The sequence below is a fragment of the Spirillospora sp. NPDC047279 genome (genome assembly GCF_040643285.1).
GTDB lineage: Bacteria > Actinomycetota > Actinomycetes > Streptosporangiales > Streptosporangiaceae > Spirillospora.
In genome coordinates, this window is record NZ_JBEYUA010000030.1 from 34,390 (window position 1) to 50,475 (window position 16,086).

The 16,086-nt window shown below is 72.7% G+C and carries 15 protein-coding genes; 12 read left to right on the plus strand and 3 right to left on the minus strand.

The window, feature by feature from the left end; genetic code table 11:
- The first annotated feature begins 2 nt into the window (after nucleotides 1-2).
- From ABZ810_RS45075 to ABZ810_RS45090, 4 genes are read left to right on the plus strand one after another with little or no spacing between them, the layout of a single operon-like run.
- Entirely contained in the window at nucleotides 3-929 is a 927-nt protein-coding gene (locus ABZ810_RS45075) for an ABC transporter permease (RefSeq protein ID WP_358414054.1), read from the plus strand.
- Entirely contained in the window at nucleotides 922-1,902 is a 981-nt protein-coding gene (locus ABZ810_RS45080) for an ABC transporter permease (protein ID WP_358414056.1), read from the plus strand. The genes ABZ810_RS45075 and ABZ810_RS45080 overlap by 8 nt, the downstream gene beginning before the upstream one ends.
- A 2-nt stretch (nucleotides 1,903-1,904) precedes the next feature.
- A complete protein-coding gene (locus ABZ810_RS45085) occupies nucleotides 1,905-2,951 on the plus strand; it encodes an ABC transporter ATP-binding protein (protein ID WP_358414058.1) in 1,047 nt (348 codons plus the stop codon).
- Nucleotides 2,914-3,960, plus strand: a complete 1,047-nt coding sequence (locus ABZ810_RS45090) for a dipeptide ABC transporter ATP-binding protein (RefSeq protein ID WP_358414061.1) — start codon at nucleotides 2,914-2,916, stop codon at nucleotides 3,958-3,960. Before ABZ810_RS45085 ends, ABZ810_RS45090 begins: the two co-directional genes overlap by 38 nt.
- A 1-nt stretch (nucleotide 3,961) precedes the next feature.
- Here the strand turns inward: ABZ810_RS45090 and ABZ810_RS45095 are convergent, their stop codons facing one another.
- Nucleotides 3,962-5,122: an ROK family protein gene (locus ABZ810_RS45095; RefSeq protein WP_358414064.1), complete on the minus strand. Its 1,161-nt coding sequence runs from the start codon at nucleotides 5,120-5,122 to the stop codon at nucleotides 3,962-3,964.
- Between the two features lie 116 nt (nucleotides 5,123-5,238).
- On the opposite strand from ABZ810_RS45095, the gene ABZ810_RS45100 reads away from it, so the two are divergent.
- From ABZ810_RS45100 to ABZ810_RS45125, 6 genes are read left to right on the plus strand one after another with little or no spacing between them, the layout of a single operon-like run.
- Nucleotides 5,239-5,967 (plus strand): amino acid ABC transporter ATP-binding protein, encoded by a 729-nt coding sequence (locus ABZ810_RS45100; protein WP_358414067.1) that lies wholly within the window; start codon nucleotides 5,239-5,241, stop codon nucleotides 5,965-5,967.
- A gap of 33 nt (nucleotides 5,968-6,000) precedes the next feature.
- Nucleotides 6,001-6,942, plus strand: a complete 942-nt coding sequence (locus tag ABZ810_RS45105) for a glutamate ABC transporter substrate-binding protein (RefSeq protein ID WP_358414070.1) — start codon at nucleotides 6,001-6,003, stop codon at nucleotides 6,940-6,942.
- 18 nt (nucleotides 6,943-6,960) lie between these two features.
- Complete coding sequence (locus ABZ810_RS45110) at nucleotides 6,961-7,605, plus strand: amino acid ABC transporter permease (protein WP_358414073.1); 645 nt, start codon at nucleotides 6,961-6,963, stop codon at nucleotides 7,603-7,605.
- Nucleotides 7,602-8,471 (plus strand): amino acid ABC transporter permease, encoded by an 870-nt coding sequence (locus ABZ810_RS45115; protein WP_358414076.1) that lies wholly within the window; start codon nucleotides 7,602-7,604, stop codon nucleotides 8,469-8,471. Before ABZ810_RS45110 ends, ABZ810_RS45115 begins: the two co-directional genes overlap by 4 nt.
- The gene (locus ABZ810_RS45120) at nucleotides 8,389-9,336 is read left to right on the plus strand and encodes an asparaginase (RefSeq protein WP_358414079.1); all 948 of its coding nucleotides are present in this window, start codon (nucleotides 8,389-8,391) and stop codon (nucleotides 9,334-9,336) included. Before ABZ810_RS45115 ends, ABZ810_RS45120 begins: the two co-directional genes overlap by 83 nt.
- Nucleotides 9,337-10,083, plus strand: coding sequence for a copper homeostasis protein CutC (locus ABZ810_RS45125; RefSeq protein WP_358414082.1), 747 nt, complete (start codon nucleotides 9,337-9,339; stop codon nucleotides 10,081-10,083). It abuts the gene before it with no gap.
- Here ABZ810_RS45125 and ABZ810_RS45130 read toward each other — a convergent pair.
- Nucleotides 10,080-11,624: a phosphodiester glycosidase family protein gene (locus tag ABZ810_RS45130; protein ID WP_358414085.1), complete on the minus strand. Its 1,545-nt coding sequence runs from the start codon at nucleotides 11,622-11,624 to the stop codon at nucleotides 10,080-10,082. The genes ABZ810_RS45125 and ABZ810_RS45130 overlap by 4 nt on opposite strands.
- A 98-nt stretch (nucleotides 11,625-11,722) precedes the next feature.
- Between ABZ810_RS45130 and ABZ810_RS45135 the strand changes: the two genes are divergently transcribed.
- The gene (locus ABZ810_RS45135) at nucleotides 11,723-12,586 is read left to right on the plus strand and encodes a fused MFS/spermidine synthase (RefSeq protein WP_358414088.1); all 864 of its coding nucleotides are present in this window, start codon (nucleotides 11,723-11,725) and stop codon (nucleotides 12,584-12,586) included.
- A 6-nt stretch (nucleotides 12,587-12,592) separates the two neighbouring features.
- Here the strand turns inward: ABZ810_RS45135 and ABZ810_RS45140 are convergent, their stop codons facing one another.
- Nucleotides 12,593-14,017, minus strand: a complete 1,425-nt coding sequence (locus ABZ810_RS45140) for an FAD-dependent monooxygenase (protein ID WP_358414091.1) — start codon at nucleotides 14,015-14,017, stop codon at nucleotides 12,593-12,595.
- An 80-nt stretch (nucleotides 14,018-14,097) separates the two neighbouring features.
- On the opposite strand from ABZ810_RS45140, the gene ABZ810_RS45145 reads away from it, so the two are divergent.
- Nucleotides 14,098-16,080, plus strand: coding sequence for a SpoIIE family protein phosphatase (locus ABZ810_RS45145; RefSeq protein ID WP_358414094.1), 1,983 nt, complete (start codon nucleotides 14,098-14,100; stop codon nucleotides 16,078-16,080).
- The last annotated feature ends 6 nt before the right edge of the window (nucleotides 16,081-16,086 follow it).

The following is a 16,086-nucleotide window of genomic DNA, read 5'->3' on the forward strand; positions in this document are numbered from 1 at the left end:
GCATGTGGAGGTACATCGCGCGGCGCCTGCTCCAGGCGATCCCGGTGTTCCTGGGCACGACGTTCCTGATCTACACCCTGGTGTTCTACCTGCCGGGTGATCCGATCCAGGCGCTGGCGGGGGAGAAGCCGCTCTCCCCGTCGGTGGTCGCCGCCCTCCGGGAGCACTACAACCTGAACGACCCGCTGCTCCTGCAGTACGTGAAGTACCTCGGCGGGCTGTTCCAGGGCGACCTGGGCGAGACGTTCGACGGCCAACAGGTGTCCGACGTGCTCAGCGGGCGCTGGACGGTGACCGCGCAGCTGGCGCTCACCGCCTGGCTGTTCGAGCTGGTCATCGGCATCGGGCTCGGGGTGTGGGCGGGGCTGCGGCGCGGCAGCCTCGCCGACACCCTGGTGCTCGGCGGCACCACGCTGGTGATCGCGGTCCCGGTGTTCGTGCTCGGCTACACCGCGCAGATCGTCCTCGGTCTCAACCTGGGGCTCTTCCCCACGGCCGGGACCGAGGACGGCTGGCCGGTGAGCTACCTGCTGCCCGGCCTGGTGCTGGGCTCGCTGGGCCTGTCGTACGTGGCGCGGCTGACCCGCACGAGCATCGCGGAGAACCTGCGGGCCGACTACGTGCGCACCGCGTACGCCAAGGGGCTGACCAAGGTGCGGGTGGTGGGCAAGCACACGCTCCGCAACTCGCTCATCCCGGTGATCACCTATCTCGGCGTGGACTTCGGCGCGCTGATGGGCGGCGCGGTCGTCACCGAGGGCATCTTCAACCTGCCGGGCATCGGCCAGCAGGTCTTCCAGTCGATCCAGCTCAAGGAGGGGCCGGTGGTGGTGGGGGCGAGCACGCTCCTGGTCCTGGTGTTCCTCGTGGTGAACCTCGCCGTCGACCTGCTCTACGGCGTGCTCGACCCGAGGATCCGCCGTGACTGAGCCGACCCGGGGCAAGGAACCGCCGCGGCACGTGGACCCCGAGGCGATCGGCGACGCCGCGTCCACCGTGGGCGTCGGAGCCACCGCGGCGGCCGTCGCGGAGGCGGGCGGGCTGGTGTCGGGCCAGTCGGCGTCGCTCTGGGGCGACGCCTGGCACGACCTGAGGCGCCGCTGGATCTTCTGGATCTCGGCGGCGATCCTGCTGGCGGTCACCGTGCTGGCGGTGTTCCCCGGCCTGTTCACCGACGTGGGCGAGAACGAGAACTGCGACCCCAACCTGTCCAAGATGCCGCCGGGCGGCGACCACCGGTTCGGCACCGACGTGGCGGGCTGCGACTACTACGCCCACGTCGTGCACGGGGCGTGGCCGACGTTGCTCATCGGCGTGTCGGTCACGCTGTTCGCGCTGCTCATCGCGGTGATCTTCGGCACGGTCGGCGGCTACTACGGCGGCGCGCTGGACGGGGTGATCGCCCGGGTCACCGACGTCTTCTTCGGGCTGCCGTTCGTGCTGGGCGCGACGGTCATCCTGGTCGCGTTCCCCGACCACGGCATCGGCGCGATGACGCTGGTGCTGGTGCTGCTCGGCTGGACCACGATGATCCGGATCATGCGCGGGCAGGTGATCGCGGTGAAGGACGCCGACTACGTGCAGGCCGCGCGGCTGCTCGGCGCGTCCGACTTCCGGATCATGCGGCGGCACATCCTGCCGAACGCGATCGCGCCGGTGATCGTGGTGGCGACGCTGAACGTCGGCAACGTGATCGCCAGCGAGGCGACGCTGGACTTCCTCGGCGTCGGCCTGCAGTACCCGGAGGTGTCCTGGGGCCTCCAGCTCAACCAGGCGCAGTCGTACTTCGTCGACCATCCGCACCTGCTGATCTTCCCCGCGCTGTTCCTGTCGGCCACCGTGCTGAGCTTCCTGATGCTGGGCGACGCCGTCCGCGACGCCCTCGACCCGAAACTGCGGTGACCATGGAGTTGACCAAGGACGCGCCGCCCGGGGAGGCGGCACCGCTGCTGGAGGTGGACGACCTCCACGTGCGGTTCAGGGTGCGCGGCCAGGACGTCCGGGCGGTGAACGGGCTGTCGTACACGCTCGCGGAGGGCGAGACCGTCGCCATCCTGGGCGAGTCCGGGTCGGGCAAGAGCGTGGCCGCGCAGGCGGTCATGGGCATCCTCGACACCCCGCCCGCCGAGATCACGCAGGGCGCGGTGCGGCTGCGCGGCGAGGAGCTGCTCGGCCTGCCCGAACGCCGCCGGCGCGCCTACCGTGGCGACCGCATCTCGATGATCTTCCAGGACGCGCTGAGCGCGCTGAACCCGGTGTTCACGGTCGGCGACCAGATCTGCGAGATGTACCAGGTGCACCGCGGGATGCGGCGCAAGCAGGCCAGGGAGAAGGCCGTCGAGCTGATGGAGCGGGTCCGTATCCCGTCGGGGCGGCAGCGTCTCGGCGACTACCCGCACCAGTTCTCCGGCGGCATGCGGCAGCGCATCATGATCGCCATGGCGCTGGCGCTGGAGCCCGACGTGCTCATCGCCGACGAGCCGACCACGGCGCTCGACGTGACCGTCCAGGCACAGATCATGCGGCTGCTCGCCGGGCTGCAGGACGAGCTGCGGATGGGCCTGGTGCTCATCACCCACGATCTCGGCGTCGTCGCGGGCGTCGCGGACCGGATCGTGGTCATGTACGCGGGATCGGTCGCCGAGCAGGCGCCGGCGCGCGAGCTGTACGCGCGGCCCGCCCACCCCTACACGGCCGGGCTGCTGGCGTCGGTGCCGCGCCTGGACCGGTCAGGGGAGCAGCTCGTCCCCATCAAGGGCGCCCCGCCCAACCCGGCGGCCCTGCCGCCCGGGTGCCCGTTCCAGCCGCGCTGCCCGCGCGCGGAGGCGATCTGCTCGTCGGAGCGGCCCGCGCTCGTCCCGGTCGGGGCCGCGGGTCATCAGGCCGCCTGCCACTTCGCCGAGGAGGTGTACGGTGCCGGACTCGGATCCGACGACGACCGCGCGGAATGACACGGTGCCCGGCGAGACCCCGATCCTCGAGGTCGAAGGGCTGGTCAAGCACTACCCGGTGACCCAGGGCGTGCTGTTCAGGCGCGAGGTGGGCCAGGTCAAGGCGGTCGACGGCGTCGACCTGCGGCTGCGGCGCGGCGAGACGCTGGGCGTGGTGGGGGAGTCGGGGTGCGGCAAGTCCACCCTGGCCAGGCTGCTGCTGGCCGCCGAGAAGCCCACGGCGGGCAGCGTGCGCTTCGAGGGCCGTGACATCTTCGCCCTGTCGGGCAGGGACCTGCGCGCGCTGCGGCGCCGCATCCAGATGGTGCTCCAGGACCCCTACTCCTCGCTCAACCCGCGCATGACCGTCGGTGACATCGTGGGCGAGCCGTTCGACATCCACCCCGAGGTGGCGCCCAAGGGCGAACGGCGCGCCCGGGTGAAGGAGCTGCTGGAGCTGGTGGGGCTCGACCCGGGCCACGTGAGCCGCTACCCGCACCAGTTCTCCGGCGGCCAGCGGCAGCGCGTCGGCATCGCCCGGGCCCTGGCGCTGCGGCCCGACGTCATCGTGTGCGACGAGCCGGTCTCGGCCCTGGACGTCTCCGTCCAGGCGCAGGTCATGAACCTGCTGGACGACCTCCAGCGCGAGCTCGGCCTGTCGTACGTCTTCATCGCCCACGACCTGGCGGCCGTCCGGCACATCTCCGACCGCGTGGCCGTCATGTACCTCGGCAAGGTCGTGGAGACCGGCGACGAGACGCGCATCTACGAGCACCCGACGCACCCGTACACGCAGGCGCTCCTGGCGGCGGTGCCCGTCCCGGACCCCGACGCGCAGGGCTGGACCGAGCAGGTCACGCTGGAGGGCGAGCCGCCCTCACCGATCGATCCGCCGTCGGGCTGCCGGTTCCGCACGCGCTGCTGGAAGGCCCAGGACGTGTGCGCCGAGCAGGAGCCCGAGCTGGTCGAACGGGACGGCTCCGCGCACCCGAGCGCCTGTCACTTCGCGTCCGAGGACGTCACCGCCTGAGTCACTGCTTGACGGCCGCCTCGATCCACTCGTTCGACAGGGGCGAGTCCAGGAGGAGGTGGCCGGCGCCGAGGATGCTCGCGTCGCGCCCGGTGCGGGACGTGACGATCTCCAGGTTGCGGGTGGCCAGCGGCAGGCAGCGTTCGTAGATGACGCCGCGGATGGTCGAGATGAGCGGCTCGGCGTTGGACATGCTGCCGCCGATGACCAGCGCGTCGGGGTTGAAGAAGTTGACCAGCGCCGTGAGCACGTCGCCGATGAGCCGGCCGGCGTTGCGCACCGCGCTGGTCGCCTGCGGCACGCCGTCGGTCACCAGGTCCACGATGTCGGCGGGGTGGCCGACGGCGATGCCCTGCGCGGCGAGGGCGGTGGCGAGGGCCGCGCCGCTGGCGTGCGCCTCCAGGCAGTCGGGATGGCCGCACGAGCAGTCGACGGTCGCCTCGGACAGGATGCGCACGTGGCTGATGTCGCCCGCGGCGCCGCGGCCCCGGTGCAGGCGTCCCTCGGCGATGACGCCGCAGCCGATGCCGCTGCCGAGCTTGAGCACCATGAGGTTGTCGAGGCCGGGCCAGGAGTGCCGGTGCTCGCCGACCGCCATGAGGTTGGCGTCGTTCTCGACGAGGGCGGGCAGACCCGCGCGTTCGGTCAGGTAGTCGCGCGCGGGGAAGTCGTTCCAGCCGGGCATGCGCGAGGGGGACACGACCTGGCCGGTCGCCGGGTCGACCGGCCCGGGCAGGCCCACGCCGATGCCGCGCACCGGCAGGTCGGCCAGGCCCCGGTCGCGCGCGAGGACGCGCAGGTGCCCGATGACCGAGTCGAAGGTGCCCTCCGGGCCGACCGAGATCTCGCACGCGATGTCGGCGAGCGCGAGCGGGGTGCCGGCGAGGTCGACCACGGCCAGGCGCGCGTGGTGGGCGCCGAGGTCGGCGACGAAGAAGACGCCCGCCTCGCGGGCCAGCGTCAGCCGCCGGGGCCGCCGTCCGCCGCGTGACGCGCCCGCGCCCTCCTCGGCGAACAGGCCCGCGTCGATGAGCTGCTCCACCCGGAGCGAGACGCTGGACGGCGCCAGCCCGGACAACCGGGCGAGGTCGGCTCGTGACTCGGCGTGGCCGGTGGCCACGAGCCGCACGAGCGCGGCCGGTCCGTCGTCTCTGGTTCGCATCCCAGATGAATAGCACGAACCTACTTTGCCCAGCAATGTGTTGACTTTGTCCGATTCTGGGCTCTATCTTCCTCACTACCTTCGAAATCGAAGAAAGTTAGGGCGATGGAGACCGAATGATTGAGGTTCGTGGCCTGAACAAGCGGTTCGGCGACACCCACGCGCTCCGCGACGTCGACCTCGACGTGGCGAAGGGCGAGGTCGTGGTCGTGATCGGCCCGTCCGGGTCGGGCAAGTCCACGCTCTGCCGCTGCCTCAACCGGCTGGAGAACCCGACCTCGGGCGAGGTCAGGATCGACGGCCGGCCGCTTCCGGCCGAGGGGCGCGAGCTCGCCCGGCTGCGGGCCGACGTCGGCATGGTCTTCCAGTCGTTCAACCTCTTCCAGCACAAGACCGTGCTGGAGAACATGACCCTCGCGCCGATGAAGGTACGCGGCGTGAGCCGGGCGGACGCCGAAAGCGCCGCGCACGGGCTCCTCGACCGCGTCGGCATCGGCGGGCACGCCGCCAAGCTCCCCGCCCAGCTGTCCGGCGGACAGCAGCAGCGCGCGGCGATCGCCCGGGCGCTGGCCATGCGGCCGAAGGCGATGCTCTTCGACGAGCCCACCTCGGCGCTCGACCCCGAGATGGTCGGCGAGGTCCTGGACGTCATGACCGCGCTGGCCCGCGACGGCATGACCATGGTCGTCGTCACCCACGAGATGGGGTTCGCCCGCAAGGTCGCCGACCGGGTCGTGTTCATGGCCGACGGCGAGGTCGTCGAGACCGGGGCGCCCGAGACCTTCTTCGACTCACCCGCCACCGACCGGGCCCGGGACTTCCTGGCCAAGGTTCTCAGCCACTGATCCCACGGCTGTTCCGAGAAAGGTTGATGATCAATGGTGCGCACCCTCCCGGGTCTGCGGCGTTCGGCGGTGGCCGCGGTCGCGGCGCTGTCCCTGGCCGGCCTGGCCGCCTGTTCGAGCGACGATTCCTCCTCCTCCGCGGTGCCGGGCGCCGCCGGCGGCGGTGACAAGGAGGACCTCACCTCCTCGGCGCCGGTCGCCGCGAGCCTGCCGGCCGGCTCCACGATGGAGAAGATCAAGCAGCGCGGCCGGCTCATCGTGGGCGGCTCGCTGGACGCGCCGCTGCTGTCCCAGCAGAACCCGGCGACCAAGAAGGTCGAGGGGCTGGACGCCGACTTCGGCCGGCTGCTGGCCAAGTACATCATCGGCAAGCCCGAAGTGAAGATCGTCAACTCGGCGTCCGAGACGCGCGAGGCGCTGCTGTCCAACGGCACCGTCGACGTGGTCTTCCAGACCTACAGCATCACCCCGGAGCGCGCGAAGCAGGTCGCCTTCGCCGGGCCGTACTACAGCTCCGGCCTGGTCATCGCCACCAAGAAGGGCGAGACCGGGATCCTCAAGCCCGAGGACCTCAAGGGCAAGACGGTCATCGCGGGCGCCAACACCCCGGCGATCCCGGCCATCAAGAAGGCCGCCCCGGACGCCAAGATCCTCACGTTCGGCAGTGACCCCGAGTGCGTCCAGGCGCTCAAGCAGGGGCGGGGTCAGGCCTACGTGCAGGACGAGGCGGTGCTGCTGGCGACCGCCAAGCAGGACCCGTCGATCCAGATCCAGGGCAAGCCGTTCACCAGCGACCCGTACGGCATCGGCCTCAAGCACGGCGACGCGCAGATGAAGCAGTTCGTCAACGACTGGCTGAAGAACATCCAGGCGTCCGGGCTGTGGGCCAAGGTCTGGAAGAACTCGATCGGCACGGTCGTGCAGGGCGACGCCCCGCAGCCGCCCGCCCTCGGCTCCGCGCCGGGCTCGGAGTAAGGGCGGCCGGACCACCACATGAACGTCATCACCGATCATCTCGGCGAGTTCGGCGACGGGCTGCTGGTCACCGTGGAGCTCACGCTCCTCGCGCTGGCCGGCGCGCTCGTCGCCGGGGTCGTGGTGGCCGCGCTGCGCGTCAGCCCGGTCCCGGTGCTGCGCGCGGCGGGGACCGCCTACGTCGAGACGCTGCAGAACATCCCGCTGCTGGTGTGGCTCGTGCTCGCCGTCTTCGGGCTGCCCGAGATCGGCGTGATGGCGGGACTGTTCACCACCGCCGCCGTCGTCATCGCGCTCTACCAGGGCGCGTACGTGGCGGAGGCGGTGCGGTCCGGGATCAACTCGGTGCCGGTCGGGCAGGGCGAGGCGGCCCGCGCGCTCGGGCTCACCTTCACCCAGTCGTTGCGGATGGTGATCCTGCCGCAGGCGCTGCGCACGGTGGTCCAGCCGCTCGGCAACATCGCGATCATGACGATCATGAACACGGCGCTGGCGGCGGCGGTCGGCGTGGTCGAGCTGACCGCCGCCGCCAACCGGGTCAACCTGGCCGAGGCCCAGCCCATCTGGATCTTCGTGACGGCGGGCCTGCTGTACATGGCGCTGTCGGCGATCGCCGGGCTGGCCACCGGCACCCTGGAACGGAAGCTGGCGATCCTGCGATGAGCGTCGCGAGGGTGTTGTTCGACGAGCCGGGCCCGCGCGCCCGGCGCCGGATCCGGATCGCGACGGTGGTCGCGGTCCTGGCCGCGCTGGGCCTGCTCGCGCTCGCGCTGCGGCAGTTCGCCGACAACGGGCAGCTGGCCGCCGAGCGCTGGCGCCCGTACGGCACCTGGCCGATGTGGCGCTACCTGCTGGAGGGCCTGCGCTCCACCGCGCTCGCGGCGGTGGCGGCCATCGCCATCTCGATGGCGGCGGGCATCCTGCTGGCGCTCGGCCGGTTGTCGCCGAACCGGTGGATCCGCCTGCCGTCCGCCGCGTACGTCGAGGTCGTCCGGACGATCCCGGCGCTGCTGCTGGTGTACGTCGTGCTGTTCGCGCTGCCGCGGTACGGGCTCGACATGCCGCTGTTCTGGAAGCTCGTCGTGCCGCTGTCGGTGTCCAACGCCGCCGCGTTCGCCGAGGTGTTCCGGGCGGGCATCAGGTCGGTCGAGCGCGGCCAGATGGAGGCCGGGCTCGCGCTCGGCCTCACCCGCGGCCGCGCGATGCGGATGATCGTGCTCCCGCAGGCGGCGCGCCGCGTGCTGCCGTCCCTGATCAGCCAGTCGGTCGGCCTGGTCAAGGACACCTCGCTCGGCTTCGTCGTCAGCTACGCCGAGCTGCTCTACAGCGGCAAGGTGCTGGCCAACTACAACCACCTGCTGATCCAGACCTACCTGGTCATCGCGCTGGTCTACCTGGTGATCAACGCGACGCTGTCGAAGGTCGCGCGCACCTTGGAGGAACGCAATGTACGAAGTGCTGGCCGAGGTCGTGCGCAGCGGCTTCGTGGAAAGCGTGCACTACGGGAGCGTGTCCGGGCTGGCGCCTGACGGCAGCCTGGCCCTCTCCCGCGGTGACGCGCACGGCGCCGTGCTGCCGCGTTCGACCACCAAGCCGTTCCAGGCGCTGGCCTGCCTCACCGCGGGCGCGCCGCTCGCCGGCGAACGGCTGGCGATCGCGGCGGGCAGCCACACCGGCGAGGACTTCCACGTCAAGACCGTCGCGGCGATCCTGGCCGACGCCGGGCTGGGCTTCGGCGACCTCCAATGCCCGGCGACGCCGCCCGAGGACGGCGCGACCCGCGCGGCGCTGATCCGCGCGGGCGAGCCGGACGAGTCGCGCGAACGCATGAACTGCTCGGGCAAGCACGCCGCCATGCTCGCCGCCTGCGTCGCCAACGGCTGGCCGACCGAGACCTACCTCGACCCGGGCCACCCCCTCCAGCAGGGCGTCCGAACCACGATGGCCGACGCCGCCGTGGAGACGCCCGCGCCCGTCGCCGTGGACGGCTGCGGCGCCCCGCTCTTCGGGCTGACCCTGACCGGCCTGGCCCGCGCCGCGCAGTCGCTCGTCCTCGCGCAGGACGGCCCGTCCCGCGCGGTCGCCGACGCCATGCGCGAGCACCCCGAGTACGTCGGCGGCACCGGGCACCAGAACACCGACCTCATGCGGGCGCTGCCCGGCGCCGTCGTCAAGGGCGGCGCCGAGGGGGTCCTCGTCGCCGCCACCCGCGAGGGCCACGCCGTCGCCGTCAAGGTGATCGACGGCAGCCCGCGCGCCACCACCGCCATCGCGCTGGGAGCCCTGTCGGCCCTCGGCGCCGACGTCACCCAGGCCGCCCGCGACATGGCCGCCCTGCCGATCCTCGGCGGCGGCCGCGTGGTGGGCGAGATCCGCACGACCGAAGGGAAGTAAGTGAGCCTCACCTACGAGATCTGCATCGACAGCGTCGCGGGCGCGGTCGCCGCCGAGAAGGCGGGCGCCCACCGGGTGGAGCTCTGCGCCGCGCTGTTCGACGGCGGCATCACCCCGAGCCTGGGCACGATCCGCGCGGCCGTCGCCGCGGTGTCCACCATCCGCGTGCACGTCATCATCCGCCCGCGCGGCGGCGACTTCATCTTCGACGCCCACGAGGCGGACGCGATGGAGCACGACGTGATCGCGGCCCGCGAGGCCGGCGCGCACGGCATCGTGATCGGCGCGCTCACCCCCGAGGGCCAGATCGACCGTCCCCTCACCGCCCGGCTCGTCGAGGCCGCCGGCGGGCTGCCGGTCACCTTCCACCGCGCGTTCGACATGACCGCCGACCCGTTCGCCGCCCTGGAGACCCTGGTCGAGCTGGGCGTCGAGCGGGTGCTCACCTCCGGCCAGGAGGTCAGCGTCCTGGAGGGCGCCCCGCTGATCGCCGAGCTGGTCGAACGTGCCGGGGGCCGCATCGTGATCATGCCGGGCGGCGGCGTCACTGACCGCAACGTGGCCCGCGTCGTCGCGCAGACCGGCGTCCGCGAGATCCACTTCGCCGCCCTCACGGAGGAGGCCAGCCCGGCGGTGTACCGCAACCCGCACCCGTTCATGGGCGGCGAGCTGCGCCGTCCCGAATACCAGCGGCTGGTCACCACCGGAGCCGGCATCACCTCGGTGATGGCCGCCGCCGGCCGCTAGCCGGCCGGCGGGAGCAGCAGGATCCCGTCGCCGACGCTGCGCTCGCCCGCGGCGTCGGAGGGCCGGTTGACCAGCGTCCCGCCCGCGCGGGCCAGCGTGGACGAGCCGCCGCCGTCGAGGTTCATCGCGCGGACGGCGCCCAGCGCGGCCATGACGTCGGCGGACTCCTTGACCGAGAGGCCCTCGCTGTACCCGGCGGCGCGGCCGTCCGCGACCACCATCAGCAGGCGGCCCTGCCGGTCCACGCCGATCATGGTGCGCGGGTTCCGGCGCAGCACCCAGTTGTAATAGAACGACCGGTCCGTGCCCTCGTGGACCAGGCCGTCGGCGTAGGCGTTCACCCACGGCCGCCCGTCCCGGACGAGTTGCGGCCCCGCGCCCACGATCGCCGTGCGCGCGTTCAGCGGCACGCGGCGTCCCCCGGCCAGCACCTCCTCGCTGAACGTGAGCCGGGTGCCGGGCCGCGCGTTCGTCTTCAGCCACTCGGCGCCGGAGCCGATGCCCTGGACGGTCCGCCCGCCGGCCGGGATCGCGGTCCCGCGGGTCTCGCGCAGCTCGGTGACCCTTCCGGCGCCGTCGAGCAGCGCCTCGGCGCCCGCGCCCGCGGGACTCGCCGTGCCGTAGACCGGCGTGAACGAGACCAGCTCGTCGGGGTCCGTGCACGTCACGTCGTGCTGGGGGCGCCGCGTGGGCAGGTCGCCGCCCACGCCGCCGCAGTTGTTCACCGACCCCGGCAGCCGGTTGATCCCGTCCAGCTCGCGCACGGCCCGGCCCGCCCGGACCCCGAGCGTCGTGGAGAGCCGCACGAACTCCGCCCCGCGTCCGCGCTCGGGCAGGATCGCGGCCGTGCGCCCGTTGTTGGCCTCGCTGATGAGCCGGCCGTCCAGCACGTGCACCCCGGCCGAACCGCCCCTGCCGCCCGCGGTGAAGTACGAGCCGTTGATGCCGGCAACGGCCCCGCTCGCCCGCACCAGGTCGCTGACCTTGTCCATCTCGGTGAGCGGCCCGCCGGTGGACGACACGATCCGTCCCTGGAACCGCCGCGGGTCCACGGTGAGGACGTGCAGCCGCCACGGGCCGGTGGTGGAGACCCCGTCCTGGGCCGTGTAGGAGACACCCGCCGCGAACCCGGCGGCGGTCAGCGCGGGCAGCGCGTCCGTCGCCTCCCGCTCGGTCGTGTACCGCCCCACCCGGACGGTGTAGCCGACCTGGCCGGGGCGGACGTCCGCGAACCGCGGCCCGTCCACCGCCTCCACCCGCGGCGCGAAACCGGCGTCGGACAGCCGGCGCGCGACGGCGTCCGCCGCCTCCTTCGGCCCGATGACCTGGGGCAGCCGCACGTGCAGCGTCCAGAAGTCGTCCGCCGACCTCGCGCCGCGCACGATGCCGGTGAGCGTGACACCCGGAGCCAGCCGCTCGCTGGTGCGCGTCTCGCCGAGGCCGGCCGGTCCCAGCGGAAGCCCGCCGCGGGCTTCGGCGGGCGCCGCGAGCCCGGCCACCAGCGCCACGGCCAGGGCCGCGGAAAGAGTACGTCGTCGCATGACACTCCCGTCGATCAAGATCGCGCCCATGCTGGAGCAGCTCGGTGACGCGGAGGTGAGCACCGGGCGACCGCCCCGCGTCCGTAGAGTGGTGGCCTATGACACGGAAGGGACAGGGGCGCGAGCCGCGGGCCGATCGATACAAGATCGCGAATGGCGAGGCCGAACTGCTGCGCGACGCCGACCGGGACGGCGGCTGGGTGTTGTTCGTCGACGGCGTGCCCCAGTCCTACGTGGACCTGAACGACCCGGCCTACCTCGACTTCGAGTACATGCGCCTCATCGGCGACGTGGTCGACTGCCTCGGCCTCCCGGGTGAGGCGTTCGACGTCGTCCACGTCGGCGGTGCCGCGTGCACGATGCCCCGCTACATCGCCGCGACCCGACCCGGCTCCCGCCAGGTGGTGCTCGACCCCGACGCCGAGCTGGTCCAGCTGGTCCGCGAGCAGCTCCCCGTCAAGAACGTGCCCGGCCTGAAGATCCGCGTCGTCGACGGGCGCACCGGCATCCAGGCCGTGGCGGACGAGGCCGACGACCTGGTGATCCTCGACGCCTTCGCGGGCGCCTCGATGCCGGTCGAGCTCGCGACCCAGGAGTTCGCCTACGAGGTCGCCCGCGTGCTGCGTCCCGGCGGCGTGTACCTCATCAACGTCGCGGACGGCTTCCGCCTGCCGTTCGCGCGCCGCATGGTCGCCACGGTGCGCTCGATCTTCCGGCACACCCTGCTGCTGGGCGAGCCCGGCGTGCTGCGCGGCCGCCGGTTCGGCAACCTCGTCCTCGCCGCCTCCCGAGCCCCGCTGCCGGTGGCCGAGCTGACCCGCCGCGCCGCGGGCGGCCTCGTCCAGGCCCGCATGGTCGAGGGCGACGACCTCAAGGCCTTCACCGGCGGCGCCGTCCCCATGCACGACGGCGAGGAGATCGAGGCCCCCACGCCCCCGCCCCAGGTCTTCGGCCGCTCCTGAGCGGGGTCAAGGGAGCCAGCGGGTCAGGGCCGCCTTCGCGGCGGCCGGGTCGTCGGCGCCGGAGGCCCAGGCGATGTAGCCGTCCGGGCGGACCAGGGTCGTGGCCGGGAGGCGGGTGTCCAGGCCGGTGTAGCGGACGGCCGTGACGTGGTCGAGGTCGTGGGTCTCCTTGCCGAGCAGGACGAAGCCGCCGTCGTGGAAGAGGTCGTAGAGGCGCGTGGTGGTGCCGTCGGGGAGGGTCAGGGTGCCGCGTGGCAGGCGGGTGCCGGTGAGCGGGTCCGTCCCGTCCGGATAGCCGACCGAGAGGCCCGAGTAGGCGCGGGCGAGGCGGTCCTGGACGGGCGGAAGCTGGGCGACCACCTTCTCGGCGAACCAGCGGAGGGCCTTGCGGCGGCGGGTCTTGGCGGTGTTGAGCCGGAACTGGCGGCCGGTGAGGGTGAGCACCGCGGCGCCGACCGGATGGCGCTCGGCGTCGTAGGAGTCGAGGAGCGCGTCGGGGGCCCGGCCCCGCAGCACCGCGGCGAGCTTCCAGCCGAGGTTGAAGGAATCCTGCACGCCCGCGTTGAGGCCCTGGGCGCCCGCGGGGGAGTGGGTGTGCGCCGCGTCGCCGGCGAGGAAGACGCGGCCCTTGCGGTAGGAGGGCACCTGGCGGCTCTCGCTGCGGTAGCGGCCGGACCAGTACATGTCGCGCGGGCCGAGGTCGCGGCCGCAGATGGCGGCGATGCTCGTGCGGACCTCGTCCAGGGTGACCGGGTCGTCGACGGCCGCGCCGGCGCGCGTGTAGTCGTACAGGACCACCCGGCAGGATCCGTCGCGGAACGGGAACACCAGGAGCATGCCCCGGTCGGTCAGCTCGCCATAGGCGTCGTCCATCGGCAGCCCGTCCAGGTGCACGTCCGCGAGGCTTACCGAACCCGGATTGGGAAAGCCCGGAAAGGGGATTTCGCTCGTCTCTCTGACGAAGCTGCGGATGCCGTCGCAGCCGACGGCGTAGGCGAACGACTCCGGTCCCCCGCCGCTTTCGAATTCGAGCCGGACTTCGTCCTCGTTCTGCGCGATCCCCGATACCCGGCGCGACCAGACGATCTCCGCGCCGAGTTCGCGGACGCGATCAGCGAGAAGCTCTTCGATCCGGCTCTGCGGAATGCCCAACATGTAGGGGAAATCGGAGTCAAGGCGGCTGAAGTCGATGGACGCGCCCTTGAGCCCGAGCGGGAAACCGCGCAGCGGCGCCCCGGCGTCGGCGAAGCGCCCCGCGATCCCGCGCAGATCCAGCATCTCCATGCTGCGCGAGTGGAGCACGATGGCGCGCGAGTCGGTGCGCGGCCCGGAACGGCGGTCGAACACGCGGCAGGGAACACCGGCGAGGGCGAGTTCGGCGGCTAGCATCAGTCCGGTGGGGCCCGCTCCGACGATGGCGACCTTGTTCATGCCCTGTATCTACCGCACGCCGCCCTCAAATGCCCCATAATTGAGCGATGGAGTCTTCTACCCGAATTCTGATAGTCGGCATGGATTCCACGGGGAAAATACTCCAGTTCGACCGCAACGCCGCGGCGGTTCTCGCCGCGAACCCGGATGATCTGTGCGGGACCCCGTTCGGCGACTTGATCGTCGGCAACTGCGACCTGGCCTTTCAGGGACTTCTCAAGTCGGTGGCCGGCGGCCGTGAGAGTTCGGCCATGCTCGCGATCGAGACGCGGGACGGCGCCACCCACGACGCGGTCGTCACCGTCCATCCGATGAAGGGCGGCGAGCCCGACCTGGCGGCGCTCGCGATGATCCGCGTGCCGGTGCCGCTGGCCGATCGCTACGTCGACCCGGCCGTGATCCGCCGCGCGCTCCTGGAGGACCTGCTGCCGCGGCTGGGCGACACGCTCGACCTCGACCAGCTGGCGCGCGGGCTGATGGACATCGTCGTCCCGCACTTCTGCAACGCGGCCGGCCTGCTCCTGCTCGACAGCCTGGTCGACACCGACGAGGGCCCCGTCCATTCGCCGGACGGCTCGCACCTGCTCCGGCGCATGGCGGTCGGGTTCGACGACGCCGACCAGGCGTGGGACGCGGCGTTCCCGACCGGCGAGGTGCTGACCTACCCGGCCGACACCCCGTACGTCCAGTGCATGGAGACCGGCGAGCCGGTGCTCGCCCGGCTGGCCGACGACGGGGCCTCGCGCATCGCCGAGGCGTGGCACCGGCCCCCGGTGGCGGAGCTGCTCAAGGGCGCGTCGATGTTGCTGCTGCCGATCGTCTCCGACGGCGCGGTGCTCGGCTTCTTCGTCTGCACCCGCAACGTCGCGCACCGCCCGTTCGACGCCTACGACATCGACATCGGCATGGAGTTCGCCTCGCGGGCCGCGCGGTTCATCGAGAGCGCGCGCCGCTACGGGCGGGAGCGGGCGACCGCGCTCACCCTCCAGCGCAGCATGCTGCCGACCGGGCTGTCGGCCCCGGCGCCGGTCGAGGTGCACCACCGCTACCTGCCGGGCAGCCGGCTCATCGAGGTGGGCGGCGACTGGTACGAGTCGATCGCGCTGCCCGGCGCCCGGGTGGCGCTGGTGGTCGGCGACGTGGCCGGGCACGGAGTGCGGGCGGCGGTCACGATGGGCCGGCTGCGCACCGCGATCCACACGCTGGCCGGGCTCGACCTGCCGCCCGCCGAGGCGCTGGAGCGGCTCGACCTGCTCATGCGGACGCTGGGCGAACGCGAGCCGCACTTCGCCACCTGCGCCTACGTCGTCTACGACGCGATCACCGGCCGCTGCGAGGCCGCCAGCGCCGGTCACCTGCCGCCGCTGCTGGTGCCGCCCGACGCCGACGCCACCCTGCTCGACGTGCCGCCGGCGCCGCCCCTCGGCGTGGGGGAGGGGCCGGTGGTGAGCCGCGAGTTCACCATCGACGACGGCGCCCTGCTCGTCCTCTACACCGACGGCCTGGTGGAGAACCGCGGCCGCGACATCGACGACGGGCTGGCCCGGCTGCGGCGCACGTTCGGCCGCGGTGCCGCCGGCCGGCCGCTGGCCGAGCTCTGCCAGGCGTCGCTGGACGGCGTGTACGACGACCAGCACCGCGACGACATCGCGATGCTCGTGGCGCGCCTGGGGCGCATCCCGGCCGACCACCACGTGTCGTGGGAGCTGCCAGGCGACCCCGCCGCCGCCCGGCGTGCCCGCGGCCTGGTCCGCGACCGGCTCGAACAGTGGAAGATGGCCGAACTCTCCGACTCCGCCGAGCTGGTGGCCTCGGAGCTGGTCACCAACGCGCTCCGGCACGCGGGCGGGCGGCCGACGTTGCGGCTGATCCGGGAGAACGGGCTGGTGCTGGAGGTCTTCGACGGCGCCGACGGCCGCCCGCGGGTGCGCCGCGGCGAGGACATGTTCACCGAGTCGGGCCGCGGCCTGCACGTCGTCGGCCGGCTGGCCCGCCGCTGGGGCGTCCGCCGCACTCCCGCAGGCAAGGCCGTCTGGTGCGAGCTCGAGGCCCCCGGCTGGTGACCGCGC